This is a genomic window from Halococcus salifodinae DSM 8989, assembly GCF_000336935.1.
Lineage (GTDB): Archaea > Halobacteriota > Halobacteria > Halobacteriales > Halococcaceae > Halococcus > Halococcus salifodinae.
Genome location: NZ_AOME01000076.1, coordinates 164,613 through 187,679, shown reverse-complemented (window position 1 = coordinate 187,679; position 23,067 = coordinate 164,613). Strand labels below are relative to the sequence as shown.

Below are 23,067 nucleotides of genomic sequence, written 5' to 3'. Positions count from 1 at the left end.
ACCTCCGTTGTCAGCTCAACACTCCGACCAGCCGCAGGACTCGCAGGTCTTGCAGCCTTCGGAGTAGTAGAGCGACAGCGATCCACACGAGGGGCACTCGGGACTCTCGCCGCTGTCGATCATCGCCTGGACGTCACCCGTCGATCGATCGGTGCCGGCGTCGGCTCCCGGCCCACCGGACGCGTCGGCCCGCGTGCCACCGTCGGGTTCGGTCGCCGTGTCTCCGGCCGTTCCGCTCTCGGCATCCTCGCTCGCGATCTCGTCCAAGTTGCGCTGCTGGGGGTAGGTCTTCTCGATCTCTCCATCGAGATACCGCCGCATCGCGGTGCCGATGGCGTCCGGAATCGACTGGATCTGCTCGCCCTTGTCCCACGCGACCTTCGGGCTCCGGGTGCCGTCGAGTTCGTCGACGATCTCGTCGGGATCGACGCCCGACCGGAGCGCGGTCGAGATGACCTTCGCGAGCGCCTCGGTGAAGGAGTTCGTGAACCCACCCGAGTGACCGATGTTGGCGAACAGCTCGAACGCTCTTCCATGTTCGTCCTCGTTGATGTTGACGTAGAGCTTGCCGTAGCCGGTGTCGACGCGCTGGGTCACGCCGTGGAGCACATCGGGCCGGGGCTGCTTCGCGGCGTAGACCGGCTCGGTGTCGACCACCGATGCGAGATCGGTATCGAGCGCCGCGCGGACATCCTCACTGTCGAGGAAGCCCTCGATCCCACCGAACACCTCTTCGATCTGCTCGACGAGAGCCTCGGCAGCTTCGCCCTCGTCGGCGAACTCGGCGTTGTCCGCCCGCGTCGTGAGGACCTGCTTCGAGCGCGTACCGTCGCGGTAGACCGTGACGCCCTTGCCGCCGTTGTCGTAGATGTAGCGGTACACCTCGTCCATGTCCGCCTTGCTCGCGGAGTTCGGGAAGTTACAGGTCTTCGAGATCGCCGAATCGACGCCCGCCTGGCACGCCACCTGCACACCCGCGTGCTCGATGCCCGAGAGGTCCGAGGTCACGACGAACAGCTCGCCGATTGCGTCGGGCACGGTGTCGAGCCCCTCGACGCCGTCGAACTCGTTACTACTCATCTGTTCTTGAGCCTCCGCCTTCACCGCGTCGACGTCGATATCGTTGGCCTCCAGCACCCGGAGGAAGTAGTCGTCGAACTCCACCAGCATCTCGTCGCCCTGGACGTCGTCGGAGACGTTCTTGTAGTAGGCGACGTTGTAGATGGGCTCGCAGCCGCCGGTGGTGTTGCCGACCATCGAGGTCGTGCCGGTCGGGGCGATGGTCGTCGTGTTGTGGTTCCGGATCGGGAACCCCTCTTCCCAGTCGTCGGCCGACTCGCCGGTCTGAGCCTCGAACCACTCTCGGTACGCGGTGGGGTCGGCGTACTTCGAGTCGTCCCAGTCCTCGAAGCTCCCGCGCTGTTCGGCGAGCTCGTGGGAGGCGTGCTTCGAGCCGTGGTTGATCCGGCGCATGAGCTGGCGTGCGATCTCGTTGCCCTCTTCGGAGCCGTAGCGCACGCCCAACTGGATGTAGAGCTGTGCGAGCCCCATGATCCCGAGCCCGATCTTGCGCATCTCGCGGACCTTCTGCTCGATCTTCTCGACCGGGAAGTCGCTCATCGTGACGACGTTTTCGAGGAACCGCGTGCCGAGTTCGATCCGATGGTCGAACGCCTCGGTGTCGATGGCCCCCTCCAGGTAGGCCTCGATCGCCGCCTCCTGAGACGCGTACTCGTCGGCGTGTTCGTCGGACCAGACCCGCCAGTCCGGCGCATCGCTCGCGGCGAGCGTCGAGAGGTTGATGTGTCCGAGATTACAGGCCTCGTACTCCTCCAACGGCTGTTCGCCACAGGGGTTCGTTGCGAGGATCTCGTGGTCGGGATGCTCCTCGACGTCGAAGGAGTGTTCCTTGTTCACGCGTTCGAGGTAGATCACGCCGGGCTCGCCGTTCTGGTAGGCTCCGTCGACGATGTGCTCCCAGAGGTCGGCCGCGGGGATCGAGAGCTCCTCACCGACCTCGACGTGCTCGCCGAGCCCGTAGCAGTCGTAGAGCTCCTTGGTCTCGGCGGTGGCGATGTGGGGCTCTTCGGTGCGTGGATTGGTGAACGTGAACTCGCCGCCCTCTTCGAGCGCGTCCATGAAGTCGTCGGTCACGCCCACCGAGATGTTGAAGTTCGAGAGATGGCCCTCGACGGCGTTCCGGAGGTGCTTCGGGACTTTGCCCTCGTCGTCGATGAGTTCCCGAGCCTCCTCTAAGGCGTCGACGAACTGGGTGTGCGTGAAGTCGTCGGGGTCGTTCAGTCGCAGCGAGTGCGCGAGCGAGACGTCCTTGTTCTTGGCGTGGATGAACTGGATGACGTCGGGGTGGGAGACGCGCATCACGCCCATCTGGGCCCCGCGGCGTGCGCCGCCCTGGGCGATCGTCTCGCACATCTGGTCGTAGGTGCGCATGAACGTGATCGGCCCCGAGGCGATTCCGCCCGTCGACCCCACTGCGTCCCCATAGGGACGGAGCTTCCAGAACGCATAGCCCATCCCGCCGCCCGATTGGAAGACCTCGGCAGCTTCCTTCGCGGTCTGGTGGATGTCGTCGATGTCGTCGCCCGGCGAGTCGACGAAACACGCGGACAGCTGCTGGAGCTCGTCGCCAGCGTTCATCAGCGTGGGCGAGTTCGGCATGAAGGAGAGATCCTCCATCGAGGCCTGGAACGCATCGGCGGTCTCCGCGACGTGCTCGCGGATCTCCTCGGGGAGATCGGGCACCACGGTCTCGTAGGCGAACTTGTTGACGTTGTACGCCGAGAGGGTGGTTTCGGCGTCGTCGTCAGCGGTGGTTCCCTTCCCGAACACCTCGCTCGCGAGATCGTCCCGCCGTGGGTGGTCAGGTTTCAGCTGCTCGGGCGTCACAGTAATGTCGGTGTCCCGACGCCCGGCTTCGAACACCGCCTCCGCCAGCGCGACGTTCCGCGCCACGCGCACGAAGAGGTCTTCTTGGGTCTCGACGAGTTCGCCGTCGGAATCCTTTCGAAGATAGCGCGCGGGCAGGATGTTGTCGTAGGCGTTCGCGGTCAGTCGTTCCTCCAGAGTGTCACCGTCGGTGCGCTTCACCGGCAGCGTGACCTCGTCGGCCGAGCCCGCGCGACTCACGCGGCTGCCTCCCGGTCGGGAACGGTCGTTCGACAGGCGATACGCGGATCGTGAGAGGGGGGTGTACCAGTCATTTGTAGCGGCGATCTCCTACCGAAGCAAGGGTCATCAACGCTTCGGCATCGGTCTTCGGTCGACGTCGTTTCGGGTCGGATCGCTGGCGTGATGGCTGTTCGTGCGAGTCTGACGAGACACGCCGAGTTACGGTATTGACGTGCGCTTCGAAGTCATATAACGGTAGGTAGACCGGAGTGAAAGTAGTTGTCATTGCGATCGAATCACGGGAGGGGACGCGGACATCCACGCGAAGCTAGAGGGGGTTTTCGTCTGGAACCGTCCGCGCGCGTTCAATCGTCGACGACTGCGTACTCGACGCCAGCCTCGATCCCGTCGAGGAAGTTCCGGATCACGTCGTGGCCGACACCAGTCAGAACGCTCTCGGGATGGAACTGGACGCACTCGATCGGATGCTCGCGGTGGCGCACTCCCATCACGAGGTCGTCGTCCGTGCGCGCGGTCACGGCGAAGCAGTCGGGGATCTCGGTCGCGACGAGGGAGTGATACCGGCCGGCGCGAAAGCCCTGGTCCAGCTCCGCGAAGACGCCCCGGCCGTCGTGCTCGACCGCGAACGCCTTGCCGTGGACGGGTTCGGGCGCGCGTCCGACCGCCCCGCCGTAGGCGTACACCGCGGCTTCGAGCCCGAGACAGACCCCCAGAGTGGGGATCTCCGGGCTCACCTCGCGGAGCACGTCGAGCGTGACGCCCACGTCGCGGTCGTTTGCGGGGTGGCCAGGCCCGGGACTGATCACGATCGCGTCCGGGTCGGCGGCGCGGACGTCCGCGAGCGAGGCAGTGTTCCGGACGACTTCGGTTTCGGCGTACTCGCTCACGTACTCCACGAGATTATAGGTGAACGAATCGAAGTTGTCGACGAACAGTACGCGCGGCCGATCGGTGTCGGCGCCAGTCGGACGGCCCGTCTCACGGTGGCGGTCGAGGGACTCGCTCACCGGCTCACCTCCGGGGGTGGCGTCGCGTCCGCGGGCTGCTCGATCCGATCGAGCGCGGCGATCACGCCGTCCATCTTGCGCTCAGTCTCCTCGTACTCGCTCGCGGGATCGGAGTCGGCGACGATGCCCGCACCGGCCCGCACGGTGATGCGGTCCGTCGTGGTTTCCTCGTCGCCTCCGCGTTCGTCCAGTGCGTGATCGATCAGCGCCGTCCGGATCACGATCGCGACGTCGGCGTCGCCGTCCCACGAGAAGTAGCCGACGCCGCCGCCGTAGAGGCCTCGGGGACTGGTTTCGAGGGCGTCGATGATCTCCATCGCCCTGATCTTCGGCGCGCCCGAGAGCGTCCCCATCGGGAACGCCGCGCGCGTCGCGTCGAACGCATCGGCGTCCGCGGCGAGCCGGCCCGTGACGGTGGACTCGATATGCTGCACGTGGGAGTATTTGAGGACAGTCATGAACTCCCCGACGCGCACCGAGCCTGGTTCGCTCACTCGGCGAACGTCGTTGCGCGCGAGATCGACCAGCATCGTATGCTCGGCGCGTTCCTTCTCGTCGGCGAGCAGTTCGCCGGCGAGCCGGCGATCCTCGACCGGGCTGGCTCCCCGGGGACAGGTGCCGGCGAGTGGGTTCGAGACGACTTCCTCGCCTCGCACCGAGACCAGCGTTTCGGGACTCGCCCCCACCACCGATCGGTCGCCGTATTCGAGGAGATACATGTACGGCGAGGGATTGATGTCACGGAGCGCGGCGTACAGTCCGCGTGGGTCGATCTCGCCGACGAGTTCGCGAGCGCGCGAGAGCACCACCTGGTAGCTGTCGCCGTCGAGGACGTGCTCCTTCCCGCGCTCCACCGCCGCCTCGTACGCCTCGCGCGACCCCGCAGTTGCGTCCTCGCGGACGAACCCACCGGGGTCAGCCGTCGCATCGGCGAGGGCCTCGCGGACCCGCTCGGCTTCGCGCACGAGGGCGTTGTGGATCGCGCCCGCATCGTCGCCTGGCCGGACGAGCGGCGTACACACCAGCGACACCGTATCGGCGGCGTGATCGAACGCGAGGGTCTTCGTGGTCAGCACGAACTGCGCGTCGGGTACTCGCGAATCGGGCCGCTCGACGCCCACCTCGTCGAGATGGAGGTCGTACACCGCGTCGTAGGCCAGAAATCCCACGAGCCCGCCGTCGAGCTGCTGGCGGTCGGTCGTGGGGAAGTTCACGCGCTCGACGTCCGGTAACGCGCCCCGGAGTCGGTCGAGCACGTCGCCCTCGCCGGGATCGACGAGGCCCGCGTACCGCGGATCGAACACGTCGACGTCGGTTCCGTCGGGATCGAGCGTGACGGCGGCCGCCGGGTCGTAGCCGACGAACGAGTAGCGCGCGTGGCGCTCCTCGCTCGCAGGTGCGAACGCACCATCCGGATCGCTCGATGCGAGCTTCTCGCCGCTTTCGAGGAGAAAGGTGTGCGCCGCGTCCGATGCGTCGGCGAGCGCCGCGTACGCCGCCAGCGGCTCGACATCGACATCGAGATCGACCGTCGTCCGAACGACCGCCGGTCGGTCGGCGTCCTCGGCGAGAGCGACGAACTCGTCGCGGTCGAGGAATGATTTACCGCTCATGTCGTCACCGTTCGCGGTGCTGTCGCCCGTTCGACGAACTGCTGAATCGCCGCGTGGTCTTTCACGCCGCCGGCACGTTCCGTGCCGCTCGAAACGTCCACGCCGAAGGGCTCGACCGTCCGGACCGCCTCGGCGACGTTCTCGGGTGTGAGACCGCCGGCGAGCAACACCGGAACGTCGAGGTCGGCGACGACCGCACGGGCACGCTCCCAGTCATGGGTTTCGCCCGTTCCACCGGCCCCCTGCTCGTCGGTCGAGTCGAGCACGAGCGCGTCGGCGGGGTTCGCATACTGTTCGAGATCGTCGTCGGCTGCGTCGACACCAGCCAGCACCCGAGCGTCGGTACGATCGGCGAGGGCCGCCACCTCGTCGGGCGAGTAGTCATGAACCTGGATCGCGTCCGGGTCGACTCGCTCGGCGAGGGCGGCTCCCGCTTCGGGTGTTTCAGGCATCGTGACGAGAACGCTTGTGACCCCTTCCGGAACGCGCTCGCCGAGCGTGGCGGCGCGGTCGGGTGCGAGTTCGCGCGGCGTCTCGATCGGCACGCCACAGACGAATCCCACCATGTCAGCGCCGGCCGCGACGGCGGCATCGAGGTCGTCCTCGCGGGTCAGCCCGCAGATCTTCGTGCGGGTCATGCGGTCTCGCCCGCGATCGCCTCGTCGGTGGTCCGGAGCGCAGCGAGCTTTTCGGCCGCGTGCCCCGCATCGATGGCCTCACGAGCGCGCTCGACGCCGTCCGTGAGCGAGTCGGCAGCGCCCGCGACGTAGATCGCCGCGCCGGCGTTCGCGAGCACGATATCGCGTTTCGCGCCCTCGACCTCACCGGTGACGATCCCTTCGAGGTCGCGAGCGTTTTCGACCGGTGTGCCGCCGGCGACCGCGCCGAGTTCGTGAGTCGCGAGGCCGAGATCGTCCGGCGAGAGGTGGTATTCCTCGATTTCCTCACCCCGAACCTCGGCGACGGCCGTCTCGTCGTGGACGCAGATCTCGTCCATCCCACCACCGTGGACCACGAGCGCGCGTTCGACATTGAGCTGTGCGAGCGCACGGGCGAGCACCGGGACGAGGTCGGGGTCGTAGACACCGACGACCTGGGCGTCCGCGCCCGCCGGGTTCGTGAGCGGCCCGAGCACGTTGAAGAGCGTCCGTATGCCGAGCTCCCGGCGCGGGCCGATAACCGCCTTCATCGCTGGATGGAACACCGGCGCGAGCATGAACCCGATTCCCCGCTCCTCGATCGAACGCTCGACCTCGGGTGGTTCGGCGTCGATCGTCACGCCGAGCTCGTCGAAGACATCGGCGCTGCCCGACGACGACGATACCGAGTAGTTGCCGTGTTTCGCGACGTTCACGCCCGCGCCCGCAGCGACGACCGCGCTCGTGGTCGAGACGTTGATCGTGTCGTGGGCGTCACCGCCCGTCCCGCAGGTGTCGACCACGGGCCGGCAGTCGGGATCGATGGTACGGGCGGCACCGCGCATCCCCGCTGCGAAGCCCGCGATCTCGGCTTCCGTCTCGCCTTTCGTCCGCAGCGCCGTGAGCAACCCCCCGATCTGTGCGTCGCTCGCCCCGTCGAACACCGCCGTGCTCGCCGCACGCGCGTCCGCGAACGAGAGATCCTCGCCATCGGTCGCGCGCTCGATGTACTCTTGCATTGTGGATCGTCGATGTACGGTTCCGCGTTGTAATGGACAAGATCGTACATCCACTTAACCGTACCGGCTGCAAGCCGGACAGGCGACCGCCGGCAGGCGCTCGTTTCGAAACGTTCAATTGCATCCGTATGCCATGTCGATGTACGCACTCGATGGGTTCGTGGTCTAGGCTGGTTATGACACCTCCTTGACATGGAGGAGGCCGGCGGTTCAAATCCGCCCGAACCCACTGATTTTGCGGCGAGCGACACCGCGAGCTGCGAACCCATTACGTGAGGGCGATTTGAACCAGGGAGTGAAGCGAAGCGGAACGACCGTGGTTCCAACTCCGTCCGAACCCAATCCGTTTCCTGCTGTCGCCATAATCTCACCGCGATCGGGAATAGAGACAGCGAAAGCCTTCGTTTCGATCTCTGAACTGATAGGTTTCGAACGTCCAAGAGCGCACAGCTACGTCACGATCCCGTGGACAACTGTTTTCATCTCCGTGCTCGAACCTGCGCATATCCGACACAACGGAGAGCTGATTCAGGATGGATGATGCAGAGCCGAGTTCGTCGCTGCAAGTGGCGGTCGACGAAGCGCTCCAACGGAAGAATGGCACGGCGGTCGCAGCGCTCGTCGAGAGCCTTCCGTCGGCAGGAGTCGAGACTCGCAAAGCGTGCCTTCGCTCGCTGAAAGCCGCCGTGAGCGATGATCCAGCCGTAGTAGCGCCAGCACTGCCGTCATGCGAATCCCTGCTCGAAGATGACGAGCGTTCGGTGTGCCTGCTGACCGCCAAACTGTTCGTCACCGTCGCAGAGACCGACCCGGACGCCGTCATCCCGGTGGTATCGGCGCTCGCCGAGCGGCTAGCCGACGACGAGGAGTTCTACTACGTCCGCGCCCGCTCGGCGGAGGCGCTCGGGTACGTCGCGCTCGAACACCCCGACACCGTTGCCTCGCCCGAGCTGCTGGCGGATTGCAGAGTCGGGCTATCGTTCGACGAACCGGCGGTCAAGGAAAAACTGGCGAAGGCGCTCGAACACGTCGCGCTGGGCGATCCTGAGCGGCTCAGACACCATGTTTCGGCTCTCGCCGATCACCTCGACGACGAAAACGACCTCGTGCGCTACCATCTGAGTACGGCGCTGGCGGTCGTCGGCTGTCAACACCCCCGACGGCTTGCCGAGGCCAGCGACGCGCTCGGCGCGCGACTGGCCGATGAGAACGCCCACGTCCAGGGGCGAGCCGCCGAGGCACTCGGCCTGCTCGCGCGCTCGGAAGCCGACGTGTCGCTCCCGGAATCGCTCGCGGAACTCGACGAGGGAGAGCCGTTCGTCGTCGAGCGAGCCCGCTTCGCCCTCGCCACCGACGGACCTGACAGCGGGAACGAGGAGGTCGAAACGGACACCGAGATCGGCAGCGTCGACGCGATCCGAGAAACGACGGCCGAAGCCGTCGCGGCGATCACGGAACCCGATGGTGACGGCACGTGCCCCCACTGTGGACTGACACTCCCCGAGGGTGGGCCACCGATGTGCCCGCAGTGTGGTGCGCCGTACTGAACCCACGCCGAGTTTTGGCTGGCCAAAAACGGAACGGCTAAGTGGATTTAGGCGAGCCTAATCCGTATGGGAGACGAGTCCACGGCGCGTGAGGCACCGACGCGGCGCGACTACCTGACGTACGGCGGCGCAGTCGTCGGTGGCGGGCTGCTCGCTGGCTGTACGAGTGAAGGCAGTCCCGACGATGAAGAGAGCAGCTCGAATAGCTCCAGAGCCGGAAATACGACGGGGAGTACCGATGCAAACACGTATTCAGTGACGATGGCCCCGATGGGGGAGATCACTTTCGAATCAGTACCCGAGCGATGGATCCCGTATGGCGGTTGTTATGCCGACATGGGTGTCGCGCTCGGACAGGCCGACGGTATCACCGGTATCGGTGGCTCGGACCGGTATTACACCGCGTTCTACGAGGAACTGCCCGGCGTGAACGTCGACCGCGAGAAGATCGAGGAGAACTCCGAAGTTCGGAGCAAAGAACAGTTCTACGAACTCGAGAACGACGTTCATCTATACGATCCGGGGATGCTGATCAACTGGTTCGACTGGGACCAGCAGGACGTCGACGAGATCGCCGAGAACGTCGGGCCGTTCCTTGGGAACGTGATCTTCCGTCGGGAGGACGAGTGGCACGATTACCGCTACTACACGCTCTACGGAGCATTCGAGAAGATAGCACAGCTGTTCCGAGAACAAGAGCGGTATCGAGCGTTCAAAGGACTCCACGACGAGTTCATCGCCGACATCCAGAAACGACTCCCGCCGGCCGCCGAGCGGCCGAGCGTGTTGCTCACCTACAAACGTACCAGCGAATCGGAAACGTTCTCGCCGTATCGACTCAACGACAAAGGGACGAGCAAGAAGCAGTGGCGCGATCTCGGGGTCAAGGACGCATTAGCGAAAACCGGCGTCAAGGGGATCAGTTCCACCGACAGGGGTGAACTCGACTTCGAGACACTACTCGAAGTCGACCCGGAGGTGTTCCTCATCCGCGGACACGAGCGAAAATCGGTGTCCGAATTCAGGGACACGGTCGTCGCGGATCTGCGGAATCACCCCGTGGGGAGTCAGCTAACAGCCGTCGAGAACGGACGCGTCTACCGTGGTGGCTACCTCCACCAAGGACCCATCCACAACCTCTTCTTAACTGAGCAAGGTGCAAAGCAAATGTATCCAGAGATTTTCGGTGAGATAGCCAGCAACGACCAGCTGTTCGACCGTCAACGAGTCGCGGACATCATCAGCGGAGAGTTCTGATTGAGGAGTGGACACAACGCGACGGCCGAGACATCGACGGCAGTTCAAACAACTCAATGACGACCTTATTCGTGCGTGCGTGATAGCACTGGAGCACGCTCATGACAACAGAATCGAACCACCACAGCGCGTACAGCGTCGTCATCGTCGGGGGAGGCGTGGCTGGCCTATCGGCAGGCATCTTCACCGCTCGACACGGCCTCGACACGCTCGTCGTCGACGCCGGCACGTCGCTCCTCCGGAGAAACGCCCACCTCGAAAACTATCCGGGCTTTCCCGCGGGTATCAACGCCCGCCTGTTGTTGGAAATGATGCAAGAGCAGGCTGATAGTGGCGGCTGTGACCGCCAGCAAGCGGCAGTAACGCGCGTCGAGACGACGTCCGACGGATTCGCCGTCGAGACGGCAGGCGGAGATCGCTATCACACCCAGTACGTGATCGCCGCAACGAAGAACACCACCGACTACCTCGCGGGCATCGACGGTGTCGGGATCGTCGATCGCGGGAAGCCGTTCGTCGACACGGACGAACGGGGCCGAACCGGCGTGAAGGGGCTGTACGCCGCCGGACGACTCGCCGGGAAGCCACACCAAGCGGTCGTGAACGCCGGCCACGGTGCCGAGGTTGCCGTCACGCTGCTGGAGGACGACGACCGGCCGTTCTACCACGACTGGGTCGCTCCCGATGGGTACTTCACCGACCGCGGACGCGACCTGCCGCCCGGCTGTGAGGAGATCGGTGGCCGAGAACGCCGCCGTCGAGAGGACGAGTCGCGGGAGACGATGCGGGAGTACGTCGCCGAGTCTCATCCGGACGAGCAACGCACGCACCCGAGCCTGCGAGAGGAGTAGTTCCACGCACTCCCATCCACCGTCTCCAGCGCTGCACAGCCGAGGGATGACACAGGACTGTCCCTAAAAAACACCTACTGGAAGTCAGGTTTGACGGAAGATTCTCACACAACCGAACGATCATCCAGCTAGCTGAGCAGCGCGACGATCAGGATGCCGGCGGTGAACACCAGCACGGCGATCGTTCCGAGGAGCAACAGGGCGCGACCAGTCGACATACCCGCGGTTGGTGTCGAGCGGTGAAAGGCTCCCGCCATCCGGCCAGGTTCGGCGGACGGCAAAGGCCTTTAGCACCCGGCTCCGACGGACATGTACGATGATCTCCGGATCGACGTGTCCCGAGTGTGGCGGTCATGTGACGACCGAGGACGGACTCGGCTACGTCTGTGAGGACTGTGGGGCCGAGTTCGACGTGGCTGATCTGTTCGTCCACTGACCGGGATTCCGAAACCCTTTTTCAGTCGCTCGGCGTCGATCCGAACGGGCCGCCTTAGCTCAGACTGGGAGAGCACTCGACTGAAGATCGAGCTGTCCCCCGTTCAAATCGGGGAGGCGGCATTTTCCTGCGACCAACGGGAGCAGTGAAAATGCTCCCGACCCGATTTGAGCACGCCAGTCACAGCCCCGGAATGGCGAACGGAGTGAGCCACACGCCCGGAACGTCTGGCATCTGTTCAAATCGGGGAGGCGGCATATTTCGAAAGCGTGAGCACAGCGAACGGTTGAGAAAACGACGCCGACCGGATTCATAACACTGCAAGTCGCGCGGAACGAGCGGAGTGAGTGTGTCTCGCTCCTGATCACATCAACTGAGTAAAATTTAGAGAACTGAAAGCGTCGGCGGTTACCCAGCCACCACCACCGGTTCCCGAAGGGTTCGCTGCTGTTCAGTGTTGTCGGCACGTTCATCCGTGAACACGGGTGACGGTGGCATGCCGTTCCCGAACACCGGCGCTGGCGGCATGCCGTGCGTTTGCTGTCCGGGCGGACCGATGGCCGGCTGGCTCCCGTTCGCGGCCGTGACAGTCAGCGGGTGAGTTGTGACTTCCTGAAGACTCGAAACCGCATACTCGTAATCGCCCGGCTCCGTGTCCGTCGCGACCTCGTGAGTGAACGTCACGGTGGTGCTCTCGCCGCCGTCGAGCGTCACTTCCTGTGGCGCGGCTTGGGGTCGGAAAGTTCCAAGCATCGCTTGTGTTCCCAACGTCCCGAGATCGTGCTCGTCGACAGCCGACATCTCCATGAAGAAGAAGTAGATCGACTGGGTTCCTTCTTCGTCACCGGTGTTGGTGATGGTGGCGGTCGTCGTGATCTCCTCGCCCGGATCGGCCGCCGAGGGGCCGGTCAGGTTCGAGATCGCGAAGTACGCCGGCTCCGGCTCGCTGGCTTCGACCGTGATGTCGGCGACTGCCCGATCGTTGACGGTCTCGATCCCGTGCTCGTAGGTGCCTTCCGTGGCAGGCATCGTCGGAGAGAACGCAACGGTCGTGTTCTCGCCTGGATCCAGCGTCACCTCGCTCGTGTTCATCGTCGTGCCGTTGAACAGGTACTCGACGGTCTGCGTGCCAGTGGCGTTGCCGGTGTTGGTGATCGTGGCATTGACCGCGATCTCCTCACCGGGTTCGCCCTCAGCGGGTGCGGAGAGGGCGGAAATCGAGTAGTTCGCCTCGCCGGGAGTTTCGGCTTCCTCGATGGAGATCATCGTCGACTTCACTTCGTCGGCAGAGACGCCGTGCTCGTACTCGCCCGGTTCACGACTCGCCGAGACCTCGTAGGTGAACGTCACGGTGGTGCTCTCGCCACCGTCGAGCGTCACCCGCTCGAACAGATCTGATTCGGCGGCGAGCATCTCCCCGCCGAAGTCGGTGCCCGGCGGGAAGTAAAACACCGTGCGGGTGTCTCGTTGTTCGCCAACGTTCGTGACCGTCGCGGTGACGTCGATCGTCTCACCCTGTGCTGCGGTGTCGGGCGCACTCACTGCCGACACCTCGAAGAACGTCCCGAGCGTGAGGTTCTGGGTGGTCGTCTCGTTCGCCGATGTCTCGACGAACGCGATGTCCGAAGCGTTGTACCCATCGGCTTTCGCCCGGAGCGCGTACGTACCACGATCGAGATCGGTGATCTCGTAGAGCCCGTTCTCGTTGGTGGTCGCGTTGAACGCCCCCTGATCGGCGTCGACCACGTGCGCACCCTCGATGGGCACGCCCGCGGCGTTCTCCACGTAGCCCGTGATGGAGCCGTTACGTGGAGTGAGTGCGAAATCGACGCCCGTGACTTCCTCGCCGGACGCGACCGTGACGATTTCCTGCGGTCGGTAGTCGCCCGGTGTGTCAGCGACGTTCACGACGTAGCGGCCCGGCAGCACGTCGAGGGTGTACGTTCCATTGTCGTCGGTCGTCGCCTCGTAGACGGTGCCCTCGTTGTCCTCGGCGGCGACGGTGACGTTCGCGACCGACTCATCAGTGTCGCTCGCGGTGACCGTGCCGGAGATCGATCCGTCCATCGGATCGAGCGAAACGTCCTGCGTGACAGTACCGTTCGCTGGCACGTCGACCGCGGTGGTCTCGTTGGTGTAGCCATCGGCCGACACCGTGACGTTGTGCGTGCCCGCAGGAACGTCTTCGATCCGGTACGTGCCGTCAGTCCCGGTCACAGCCGTGTAGTTGCCGTCGTCAACCGCGACCGAGACGTCGACCGTCGCGTCTTCGACGGGATCGTCGGTCGCGTTGTTGACGACAGTGCCGTCGACTGCACCGCGATCGACGTCGATCGTGACCGGTGTGAAGTCCTCAGCGTCTTCGCTCGCGACCACGTGACGGTAATCGACCGAGATATCGGTGTCCTTCGGGATCGTGTAGCTGAACTCGACGGTCTCGGACGCACCGGGATCGAGCGTGACGTTCTCGGACGTGTCGTCCTGTGCCGTCACACTGGATCCAACCGGGCCGAAGCCGCTGACGTGTGCGACCGAGTTCGCTAGGGTTCTGTTCGACGCCTCGGTGAACGCGGCGGGATTGTAGCTCGTCTCTCCCAACGAGTCCGCGAGGACCGTCGCACTGGTTTCGTTGACCGCGATGGCCGATCCCTTGATCGTGCCGCGCTGGCCGACGGTGGCGAGCGTCTGGCCGCTGTACCCGCTGTGCCAGCTGTGCTCGGGTCCGGACCCGACGAAGACGTCCACCTGATCGCCGGGATCACCGACGCCAGCGAAGATCGGATGGTCCTGTGTGATCTCGAAGTACGGATCCGCCCCGCTGAACTCGTCGGCGTGATTCGCCGGATCGCCGGTCACGGTGGACAGTTCGTCGATCGCGTCACTGCCGCCGAAGCTGCCCCACTGGTCGAGGTAGACGACGCCAGTCTCGGCGTCGTCGGTCGCCTCGTGGAACTCCTCGACGGACGCGTCGCCCGTCTGGAACTCGTTGACGACGAACGTGTCGTAGGCGTCGATCTCGTCCATCACGTTGCTGGAGTTGACGTACGTCACGTTGTAACGGTCAGCGGACAGCGACGAATCGAGCCGGTCGACGAGCGCCCGACTCTGCGAGTCGTCTCCGTCGTCGACGACCGCAACGTCGATCGCGTTCGGCACCAGATCGTACCGCACAGTTTGACCGTCGGTCGCGTTGCCGGTGTTCTCGACCGTCGCCGAGACGTTGACCGTCTCGCCGACCGACGCTTCGTCGGGCGCGTCGGTGATCCCGACGTCGAAGAACCCTTCGAGCACCGTGATGGTCGCCGTCCGTGAATCGTCGTCAGTGAACACGCCATGTTCATAGGCACCTCCGCTCACGCCGTTGGTTTCGATGTCTTCGAATTCGACGGTGGTGCTCTCGCCCGCACCGAGCGTGACGTTCGTGGTTCGCTCGACACCGTTGCGGAAGCGGTATTCGACGGTCTGAGTGTCTTCTTGATTACCCGTGTTCGTGACGGTCGCGTTCGCATCGAACGTATCGCCCTGCTCGATTTCCGCGGGCGCGCTCAGGTCCGAGACGGCGAAGTTCGACCCGAGAACCGTGATCTCGTCGCTCGCGGAGTCGTCCTCGCTGAACACCCCGACGTGGTACTCACCCGCGCCGATCTCGTCCGCGTCGACCTCGAACGTCACCGTGGTTTCGTGCGGACGGTCAACGGGCTCGTCGACGCCCGCGGGTGCCATGTCGATCGTCTCGTTTGCGACCGGCGTTCCCTCGCCGAGGTCGCTCTCGTTTTCGGCGACGCGGAGCGAGACCGTTTGGATCGCCCCCTCGTCACCGGGGTTTTCGAGATCGGCGGTGACGGTGATCGTCTCGTTCTCGCCGACTTCGTCGGGTGCGGTCAGATTCGTGACCTGGATTGCACCCTCGTCGAGCGTTCCCTGAACTTTGCGCTGGAGCAGGCGGAGGTCTTTGGTGGTGACCTCGCCGTCGCGGTTCATGTCCGCGAGGTTCGCGTTGAAGGGGTCGGGCTCCTCACCGTAGAGGTACTGCTGGGTCAGCCGGACGTCCTGGACGTCGACGTCGCCGTTCTCGTTGACATCACCGAGTTCGGACTCGGGGGCGGAGACGGCGAGCTGCTGGGTCGCGTTGTAGACGTCGATGATACCCATCCCGTAGCGGGTGTCCTTCTCGTCGTCCGGTGCCGGCGCGTCGTCGGGTTTCCACGCTGTACTGTTGAGTGCCTGCTGGATCTCGGAGACCGACGCGTCGGGGTTCGCCGAGTGCAGCAGCGCAGTCGCACCCGCGACGTGTGGGGTCGCCATCGAGGTGCCCGAGAAGGTGTCGTCGTACCCACCGCCGGGAACCGAGCTCAGTACGTTCACGCCAGGTGCGGAGACGTTCGGCTTGATGAACGTNGTGCCCGAGAAGGTGTCGTCGTACCCACCGCCGGGAACCGAGCTCAGTACGTTCACGCCAGGTGCGGAGACGTTCGGCTTGATGAACGTATCCGGCCATTCGGCGGGTGGGTCTTCCCACTCACTCTTGTCGATGATTTGGCCACCTGAGAAGTCAGCGATGTCGCCATCGGCGTTCGATGCCCCGATGGAGAACGTCTCGAAGTCGTTGCCGGGTGAGCCGACACAGCCCTCACCGCTGTTCCCGGCCGCGGCGACGAAGCTCGTTCCCGAAGCTTTGGTGTTCTCGACGACCGGGATCCACGCCTGGGAGTAGATCGGGCCGAACAGACCACAGCCTGCACCGAGGCTCAGACTCGCCACGTCGGCCCCCTGGCTGACAGCCCACTGGACCCCGCCGATGACCTGGGTGGTCGACCCGCTGCCACCGGGGATGACCATCCCGTGCATCAACTGGACGTTGGGTGCGACACCGATTGCGGTGCCGCTCGCGTCACCGCCCGACACGGTGCCGCTGACGTGCGTGCCGTGTTCGGCGCTGTCACGCGGCTCGGAGCCGGGGACCTGATTGCCGTTCTCGTCGAACTCGGCCCACCCGCCGGGGTAGGTCGCGTTCGAGGCGTTTTCGGTGTAGAGGTCGATGTCCGGGTGGTCGATGTCGACGCCGGTGTCGAGCACCGCGACCTTGGTACCCTCACCGCGAGTGTCGAACTCGTTCCAGGTTTGTGTGGCGTTGATCTGATCCAACCCGTAGGTGGTGTTGACGTCGCTCGGGCTGGTTTCCGAGCTGTCAGCGACCGGTTGGACGTTTTCGGGTGGCTCCGGAACCGAGATCTCGCGGCTCTTGACGACCGCGTTGACACCCTCGATTTCGGCGAGCGACCGAACGCTGGTCCGATCCGTATCGACGGTGACCGCGACGAGGTTGGCGATCCAGAACCGGTTCGTGACGTCGACTCCTTGGAGACCGCCAGCACTGGTCATCACCGACGACTGGGTGGTCGCCGCATGCTGTTTCAGTGTCGCGATGGTCTCCGCGCGGTTGGCCCCACGATCGACGGACGCCTGATCGAGGACGAGAAGCGCACGGACCGTCCCGTTGGCGTCCTGAAGCGCTGAACCGATCGGGGCCGTCTGGGATTGAGTCGCGTCGGAGGACCGAGCGTCGTGTGCCTGCCCGCCAACGGAACTCAACGGTGTGGTATCGGAAGCGGTGCTGTACTGCGCGGAGTGGTGGCCCGTCCCCACCGCGCCGACGAACGGCGCGATCATGGAAAACGTGACTGCCCCCGCGACGACGATCGCCAGAAGTGTAGCGTATTCGCGTGGCATGATTGATGCGAGTTCGTTTCTGAGTTTCACACACGGATATATTACCAACGGTGGTAATGGTTACATGTGTGATACACTCTGTCTCATACCCGAGGCTGATAAATCTACCCCTGATTTCATGAACACAATTGAGGATTAATGTCTGTCGGCGAACCGGGTTGTGCGTTCCCCCACAAATCGTACAGTCACCAAACAGTGGTTGTGAATCCAGTTTTGCTGAGATCTCCCTCGAAAATGGGTGATTCGTTCATCGGATTCAGCCATCCGTTCGTTTCTAGCGGCGTTCTGAGATTCCGGTGGTGAGGCCGGGATGACGCCGGAACTCGACCGGGGATTTATCACAACTACACAACAAGTACGAACAATGGCAGAGACCACAGGGGAACTCCGGACACTCATCGAGCGAGATGACGAACTAGCGGATGCGTCAGCCGTCGTGCTCGCTGCTGCCGAATCCGGGGATGGAACCGTCGCGTGGAACGACGTCAGCGACGATATGACTGCTGCGCAGTGGGGCCGTCTCCTCGGGACAGGTGTACTGATCGAAGCAGGAGACCGATTCGTCATCGATGACCCAGTCGCAGTCAGCGAAGCGCTTGGGAATGCTGAGGACACAACAGCAGAGAATGCTGAGGATACTGGGTGGTCGGTGTCCGACAAAATAGCAGGAGTGAGCGCACTCACCCTCGCCCTCGGTTATCGGGTTCCCGTCATCCGTGACTCAGTCGGACCGATGGTCGACGTCCTCCTCACACCACTCGAAGCTATCCTGCCGTTCTATCTCGTGGTGTTGACACTCGCAGCAGGAACGGGCCTCGTTTCGATCGTGATCCAGTCGCGGATGACGGACTACGAGCAGATGGGCGAACGCCAAGAGCGGATGAATGCCATCAGCGAACGGCTGGAGAAGGCCAAAGAGCGTGGCGATGAGGGTGCTGTCAAACGAATACAGAAAGAACAGATGGATGTGATGACCGATCAGCTGGGCATGTTCACCCAGATGCTTCGTCCGTTAGCGTGGACGATGCTGTTCACGGTGCCGGTGCTTCTCTGGCTCTACTGGCTCATGCTCTCGCCCGCTCAGGCGGTGACGCCAACCGCGATGGTGTTCCCGATGCTCGGCCGAATCGCGTGGACCGCGAAAGTCATCGGACCGATGCAGGCGTGGCTGCTCTGGTATACGATCTGCTCGGTCACCTCCCGACAGCTTATCCGGAGAACCCTTAACATCCAGACCAGTCCAACGTAACGTACTCGTGGCTCGGCGTTTAAGTGGTTCTGGCGACAAGGTGAAGATACGAGAGGTTACACGCGGCGGTTCTCCTTACAGCGTGATTCGCGAAAGCGGCGCATAGACGTTGTTCAGCCGGATTCGGTCGTTGCAAACACGCGGACCTCCGTCCTGTTGCGATGCTCACGCTCAACCCGGACGTTGTGGCCGTAGCGGTGTACTGTGACTCGGTGGGAAAGTCGATACGACGGCGGTCCGGCTGGTCTCGTCGCTGTCAGAACACTCCGCAGGAAAGCAAGAAACGGATTATTTGTGGTGAAGGTAGTGGTGTGTCAACCATCGATTGATGATCTCTTTGCTGCGGGACTCCGAGAACGGTTCACCTACTGACAGAGCCGGTGTGAGATACAGAGGATGGCTTTTTTGACATTCCGCCGCCATTATCTCGTGTTCTCTATCACTCTTCGTGATCCGCACCCTACCAGCCCTTCGTTCCCGGGAGTATGACAAAATACGAGGGATGGTCCCACCACCCATCAAATTCTTTGGAGGAATGTCCGCAATTCTGTATATGCAGCCTCGTACTCGTCGCGGAACACGTAGTGACCGGCGTCAGAGATGTGGACCAGACGACCATCCGGTACGGTGTCACTGGCATCAAGATCTCTCACACGCCGATCGACGTCGAGATCGGATCGTAACACGAGCGTTCGACATGATATTTCAGAAAGCGCATTCACAAGCGGCGATGGATACCCTTCACGGGCGATTTCAGCAACGTGTGGACTACATTCGGCTGTGTTGAATCACTAGACGGCGGCAGGATGGGTCGCTAAATCAAAGGCGCTGAAGCGGGAGACTTGAGTTAGCCATGACNGGCTGTGTTGAATCACTAGACGGCGGCAGGATGGGTCGCTAAATCAAAGGCGCTGAAGCGGGAGACTTGAGTTAGCCATGACGCAAATCTCCCGCTTCACTGAGCGGTGCGTAGTCATAGCTCAAAGGGTTACTGGTGATGGAGACGAATCCGCCGCCCCGAACGGTGGCGGCGGATTCGCCGATTACGCCTTTGTTTCCCTGCATTGTCTCCGGATTTACCTCGACGCGTCCTACCGCATGACCATCGACTTGTTGAAGGAGATGCCACAAATAACCGNAGAAATCACCCTGATGTGTGTCGTCTACAACATCAAACGCTCCGTCAAGCAGTGAAATCCACCGCCCTATGGCGATTCAACACAGCCGTTCAGTGCGATTCGCGTCGCTGGGCGTTTCGAACGCGGCCTGCAACTCGTCGACAGCTATCGAGTCCTCATCTGCGAGCTCCAACAAGCGGTTCCGGTGATCCCCGAGTTCATCACGTATGTCGGTTAGCTCGGTTCGAACATCGGTGTAGTCATCCTTTTCAATCGTGTGGATACAGACCATCTCACAAAGCGCCGCTCCGGAAGCACCACCGATGGCAGCGACTGCCCCACCGCTTGGCGTTACNGACAAGGGCTACGACAAGACCGTTCTCCGTGAACGACTGCGTGAGCTCGGGATTCGTCCGCTCATCAAGCACTGCATCCGCGCACCGTACGACCACGCTCACAACGCCCGAATCGACGAGGATCTCTACGCACAGCGGTCGATGACCGAAACCGTGAACTCGGCCGTCAAGCGCTCGCTCGGCTACGCCGTGCGAGCGCGTGACTGGTACCGTGAGTTCCGAGAAATCACCCTGATGTGTGTCGTCTACAACATCAAACGCTCCGTCAAGCAGTGAAATCCACCGCCCTATGGCGATTCAACNAGAAATCACCCTGATGTGTGTCGTCTACAACATCAAACGCTCCGTCAAGCAGTGAAATCCACCGCCCTATGGCGATTCAACACAGCCCTACATTCAAGAGAAGCAGTTGCAAGTCGTCGAGCGTGGGTTTGGTCCGGATCTGGGAAGTGTTCTTCAACGATCTCCTGAACCGTCTGACCGGCGACTTCTTCCAATCGTTCGTGCACGACTCCGGCCCGTTCGTCAGGATTGAGATCGGGCTGATCGTGCAGACCCTCCGGATCCTCAAGCACTACTGCTCGCGGAAAATCGGGGTACTTCGCAGCCGCCCAAGCGACGGTCGCTCCGCCCATAGAATGGCCGAGTAAAATCGGATTACTGAGGTCGAGTTCGTGAACAACAGCACGAAGATCCGTGATTCGATCATCAAGGCTGTACCCCGTCTTTGGAGCATCCGATTGGCCATGACCACGAGCATCGTACGCCACTACCTCGTAATCATCTGCGAGATCCTCGGCGAGCGGAATCCACCGTTGACCGCTATCGAAAAGGCCGTGGGCCATCACTAATGGCGGTCCATTGCCGATTCGGTAGCACTGGAGATCGACTCCATTGACACGCACAGCATCGGTCGTCCATCCATCTGGAAGAGTCATCAGCAACATCGGACAACACGTCGAATGATAAGGATATGGGAATCCACCCTGGCGTGCAAGAGATGCGCCCTCTATCCAGCAGTCGATTTCAGAACTATCACCAATGCGGCACCCAAACGAATGGCTACGAACCCATCAGTCCACGCCTGCCAAACCACTGGAGAGAACCCACTTGCTGGCTGTACTGCGTCATTCGATATCCATCCCGGCGACGATCTCGAACGTCTCACTCCCATCGAACCGTGTCGGATCGAACCGCCGAACACCGTCACCGCCGAGTATCTCGTCCGTGATTCGCTCACCGAGTGCCGGGGAACGCATGAATCCGTGCCCGTGGAACCCCGTCGCGACGAACAGTCCCGGTCGGATTTCTCCAACTAGAGGGTCGCCATCCGGGGTCGCAGTGCAGAGCCCCGCCCACGCCTCACGAACGCCGATCTCGTCCTGCCGGACCCGCTCGGCGATCCGTTCGCGTGTCTGCCGGACGAACGCCTCGTCGGCGTCGCGCTTCCAGTGTTCGGGATCGCTCTCGACTCGTTCCGTCCCGTCGCCAACGAGGAGACCGCCTGTATGCGGACGGAAGTAGTAGTCACCGGTGGCGTCGAAGCACATCGGCACGGTCTCGCTGTTCGGAATGGGGTCCGTCACGAGAGCCTGGACCCGATACGGCTTCAGCGGGATCGAGACGCCAGCGGTGTCGAGTATTCGTTTCGAATGGGCTCCGCCGGCGACCAGTACTGCATCGAACGATCGCTTCCCGTCCTCCGCGAGGATTTGTAACGGATCGGTGGCGATCTCGACCGACGTTTCGGTCCGGATCGATGCGCCGTTTCGTGCAGCTCGTTCCGCTATCGTTTCGACGTAGTTCTCGGTCTCGGCGTAGCCAGCCCCTCGTGCGATCGCCGCCACGGCGACGTCGTCGGTGACCAGGCCCGGAAACCTGTCGTGGAGGTCGTCCGGAGCAACGAGTGAGACGTCGAGCCCCAACTCACGCATCCGTCTCGATTGCGTTCGGATCGCGTTTGCCCGCTTTTCGTCACCGGACCGAGCCAGCCAGACGTAAGGCAGCTCGGTGAACACGTCCGGAAGCTCCCGAAACCGTTCCAGCGATCGAGTGGCGATTCTCGCATCGGTCCGATCGGCGAACGCGTCGTAGCAAACGCCTGCGGCCCGTCCACTACTCCCGGCTGCAAGCGATCCGCGCTCGTACAGCGTCACGTCCGCCCCTCGTGTGGCGAGCGCTGCAGTAGCAGTCACACCGATCGCTCCAGCCCCGACGACGGCGACCGTTGATGGTTCCATTGTCACCAGTCATGCTGCCATCTCAGGTCAACTTTCGGGGTCCGCGGTCGGACGGTTCGCTGTCGTCGAAACGTACTTGTCGTTGCCCGAACAGTCCGAGGGGTGTGGTTCGACGACTTCCGCAACCGGACGACGTGGAACACCGTCGCCAACCAGCGACGATACGACACACCGGCCGATCCGTGGGCGTTCGTCCACGTGGATCCGAGCGAGGTTGAACGGTTCACCGTCGTCTCGCTACGCTCGGGGCTCGGCAGCGTACACGACGGCGACTGGGATCGGCCGGAAAACTGCCACCGGGTCGACGAGAACTACATCCACGAGGGACTGACACAGCGGTTCGTGGCGGGAGACGAGTGGATCGAGACGGCCTACTACGAGGAGGCCAGAGAGCGCATCGACGAAAACGGAGCGTATCACGGCTGCGAGAGCGAAGCGGAGCTCGTCGAGGAGTATCTGCCGGCCCTCGACGATCTGTACGGGGACATCCGCGACGAGGGCTACCGACCGAATCTCGGGGTGGTGTATGATAGCCCCGAGGACGCCGACTACATCCACGATCTGGAGCCGATGGTGCTCGTCGGCCGCGACGGCGTGATCATCTGGACCGAGGGGTTCCACCGGCTCGTGCTCGCCGCCCTCGCAGGGGTCGAGACGATCCCGGTGTACGTCCTCCGACGTCACGAGGCGTGGCAGCGAGTCCGGGACGCGCTCGCGGGGACGACGCCCGAGGAGCGGCCATCCGAACTGGACCAGTACACGACCCATCCGGACGTTCAGGATCTCGTTTCGTCGCCCACGGTCGAAGAGTAATCCTCGAATTCGCGGGTCGAACCACAACCCATTACGCCGTGGA

Annotated in this window: 13 protein-coding genes, 2 tRNA genes and 3 pseudogenes; 9 read left to right on the top strand and 9 right to left on the bottom strand. The window is 63.2% G+C overall.

The window, feature by feature from the left end:
* Positions 1 to 15 precede the first annotated feature (15 nt).
* The 5 genes from C450_RS16375 to trpD all read right to left on the bottom strand — a co-directional run bounded on the left by C450_RS16375 (position 16) and on the right by trpD (position 7,427).
* Complete coding sequence (locus C450_RS16375) at positions 16 to 3,147, bottom strand: adenosylcobalamin-dependent ribonucleoside-diphosphate reductase (RefSeq protein WP_005045375.1); 3,132 nt, start codon at positions 3,145 to 3,147, stop codon at positions 16 to 18.
* 347 nt (positions 3,148 to 3,494) lie between these two features.
* Complete coding sequence (gene trpG / locus C450_RS16370) at positions 3,495 to 4,157, bottom strand: anthranilate synthase component II (protein WP_005045374.1); 663 nt, start codon at positions 4,155 to 4,157, stop codon at positions 3,495 to 3,497.
* Positions 4,154 to 5,770, bottom strand: coding sequence for an anthranilate synthase component I (gene trpE, locus C450_RS16365; RefSeq protein ID WP_005045372.1), 1,617 nt, complete (start codon positions 5,768 to 5,770; stop codon positions 4,154 to 4,156). The genes trpG and trpE overlap by 4 nt, the downstream gene beginning before the upstream one ends.
* Positions 5,767 to 6,408 carry a phosphoribosylanthranilate isomerase gene (locus C450_RS16360; RefSeq protein WP_005045370.1) on the bottom strand — a complete coding sequence of 214 codons (642 nt, stop codon included), beginning with the start codon at positions 6,406 to 6,408 and terminating at the stop codon, positions 5,767 to 5,769. Before C450_RS16360 ends, trpE begins: the two co-directional genes overlap by 4 nt.
* Positions 6,405 to 7,427 (bottom strand): anthranilate phosphoribosyltransferase, encoded by a 1,023-nt coding sequence (gene trpD, locus C450_RS16355; protein WP_005045368.1) that lies wholly within the window; start codon positions 7,425 to 7,427, stop codon positions 6,405 to 6,407. The genes C450_RS16360 and trpD overlap by 4 nt, the downstream gene beginning before the upstream one ends.
* Before the next feature lie 154 nt (positions 7,428 to 7,581).
* On the opposite strand from trpD, the gene C450_RS16350 reads away from it, so the two are divergent.
* The 5 genes from C450_RS16350 (at position 7,582) to C450_RS16330 (ending at position 11,640) form a co-directional block, all read left to right on the top strand.
* A tRNA-Val gene (locus tag C450_RS16350) sits at positions 7,582 to 7,656 on the top strand.
* Positions 7,657 to 7,960: 304 nt separating this feature from the next.
* Positions 7,961 to 8,974: a hypothetical protein gene (locus tag C450_RS16345; protein ID WP_005045367.1), complete on the top strand. Its 1,014-nt coding sequence runs from the start codon at positions 7,961 to 7,963 to the stop codon at positions 8,972 to 8,974.
* A 66-nt stretch (positions 8,975 to 9,040) separates the two neighbouring features.
* Positions 9,041 to 10,231: an ABC transporter substrate-binding protein gene (locus tag C450_RS16340; RefSeq protein ID WP_005045365.1), complete on the top strand. Its 1,191-nt coding sequence runs from the start codon at positions 9,041 to 9,043 to the stop codon at positions 10,229 to 10,231.
* 101 nt (positions 10,232 to 10,332) lie between these two features.
* Positions 10,333 to 11,082 carry an FAD-binding protein gene (locus C450_RS16335; protein ID WP_005045364.1) on the top strand — a complete coding sequence of 250 codons (750 nt, stop codon included), beginning with the start codon at positions 10,333 to 10,335 and terminating at the stop codon, positions 11,080 to 11,082.
* Between the two features lie 484 nt (positions 11,083 to 11,566).
* Positions 11,567 to 11,640: transfer RNA gene (locus C450_RS16330), tRNA-Phe, on the top strand.
* A gap of 286 nt (positions 11,641 to 11,926) precedes the next feature.
* Here C450_RS16330 and C450_RS16325 read toward each other — a convergent pair.
* Positions 11,927 to 16,900: a S8 family serine peptidase gene (locus C450_RS16325; RefSeq protein WP_169317828.1), complete on the bottom strand. Its 4,974-nt coding sequence runs from the start codon at positions 16,898 to 16,900 to the stop codon at positions 11,927 to 11,929.
* 712 nt (positions 16,901 to 17,612) lie between these two features.
* Here C450_RS16325 and C450_RS16320 point away from each other — a divergent pair.
* Together C450_RS16320 and C450_RS16315 are read left to right on the top strand one after the other, a co-directional pair.
* Entirely contained in the window at positions 17,613 to 18,497 is an 885-nt protein-coding gene (locus tag C450_RS16320; RefSeq protein WP_005045360.1) for a DUF106 domain-containing protein, read from the top strand.
* Positions 18,498 to 19,433: 936 nt separating this feature from the next.
* Positions 19,434 to 19,649: pseudogene (locus C450_RS16315) on the top strand (IS5/IS1182 family transposase); the annotation flags it as partial.
* A 75-nt stretch (positions 19,650 to 19,724) separates the two neighbouring features.
* Here the strand turns inward: C450_RS16315 and C450_RS16310 are convergent.
* Positions 19,725 to 19,976: pseudogene (locus tag C450_RS16310) on the bottom strand (cyclodeaminase/cyclohydrolase family protein); the annotation flags it as partial.
* Between C450_RS16310 and C450_RS16305 the strand changes: the two are divergent.
* Positions 19,972 to 20,247 (top strand): annotated as a pseudogene (locus C450_RS16305) (transposase); the annotation flags it as partial. The pseudogenes C450_RS16310 and C450_RS16305 sit on opposite strands and share 5 nt — an antisense overlap.
* A gap of 71 nt (positions 20,248 to 20,318) precedes the next feature.
* Here C450_RS16305 and C450_RS20965 read toward each other — a convergent pair.
* Both C450_RS20965 and C450_RS16295 read right to left on the bottom strand, forming a co-directional pair.
* Positions 20,319 to 20,909: an alpha/beta fold hydrolase gene (locus C450_RS20965; protein ID WP_080510323.1), complete on the bottom strand. Its 591-nt coding sequence runs from the start codon at positions 20,907 to 20,909 to the stop codon at positions 20,319 to 20,321.
* A gap of 189 nt (positions 20,910 to 21,098) precedes the next feature.
* Entirely contained in the window at positions 21,099 to 22,211 is a 1,113-nt protein-coding gene (locus C450_RS16295) for an NAD(P)/FAD-dependent oxidoreductase (protein ID WP_005045348.1), read from the bottom strand.
* A 102-nt stretch (positions 22,212 to 22,313) separates the two neighbouring features.
* On the opposite strand from C450_RS16295, the gene C450_RS16290 reads away from it, so the two are divergent.
* The gene (locus C450_RS16290) at positions 22,314 to 23,024 is read left to right on the top strand and encodes a hypothetical protein (protein WP_005045346.1); all 711 of its coding nucleotides are present in this window, start codon (positions 22,314 to 22,316) and stop codon (positions 23,022 to 23,024) included.
* Positions 23,025 to 23,067: the final 43 nt, after the last annotated feature.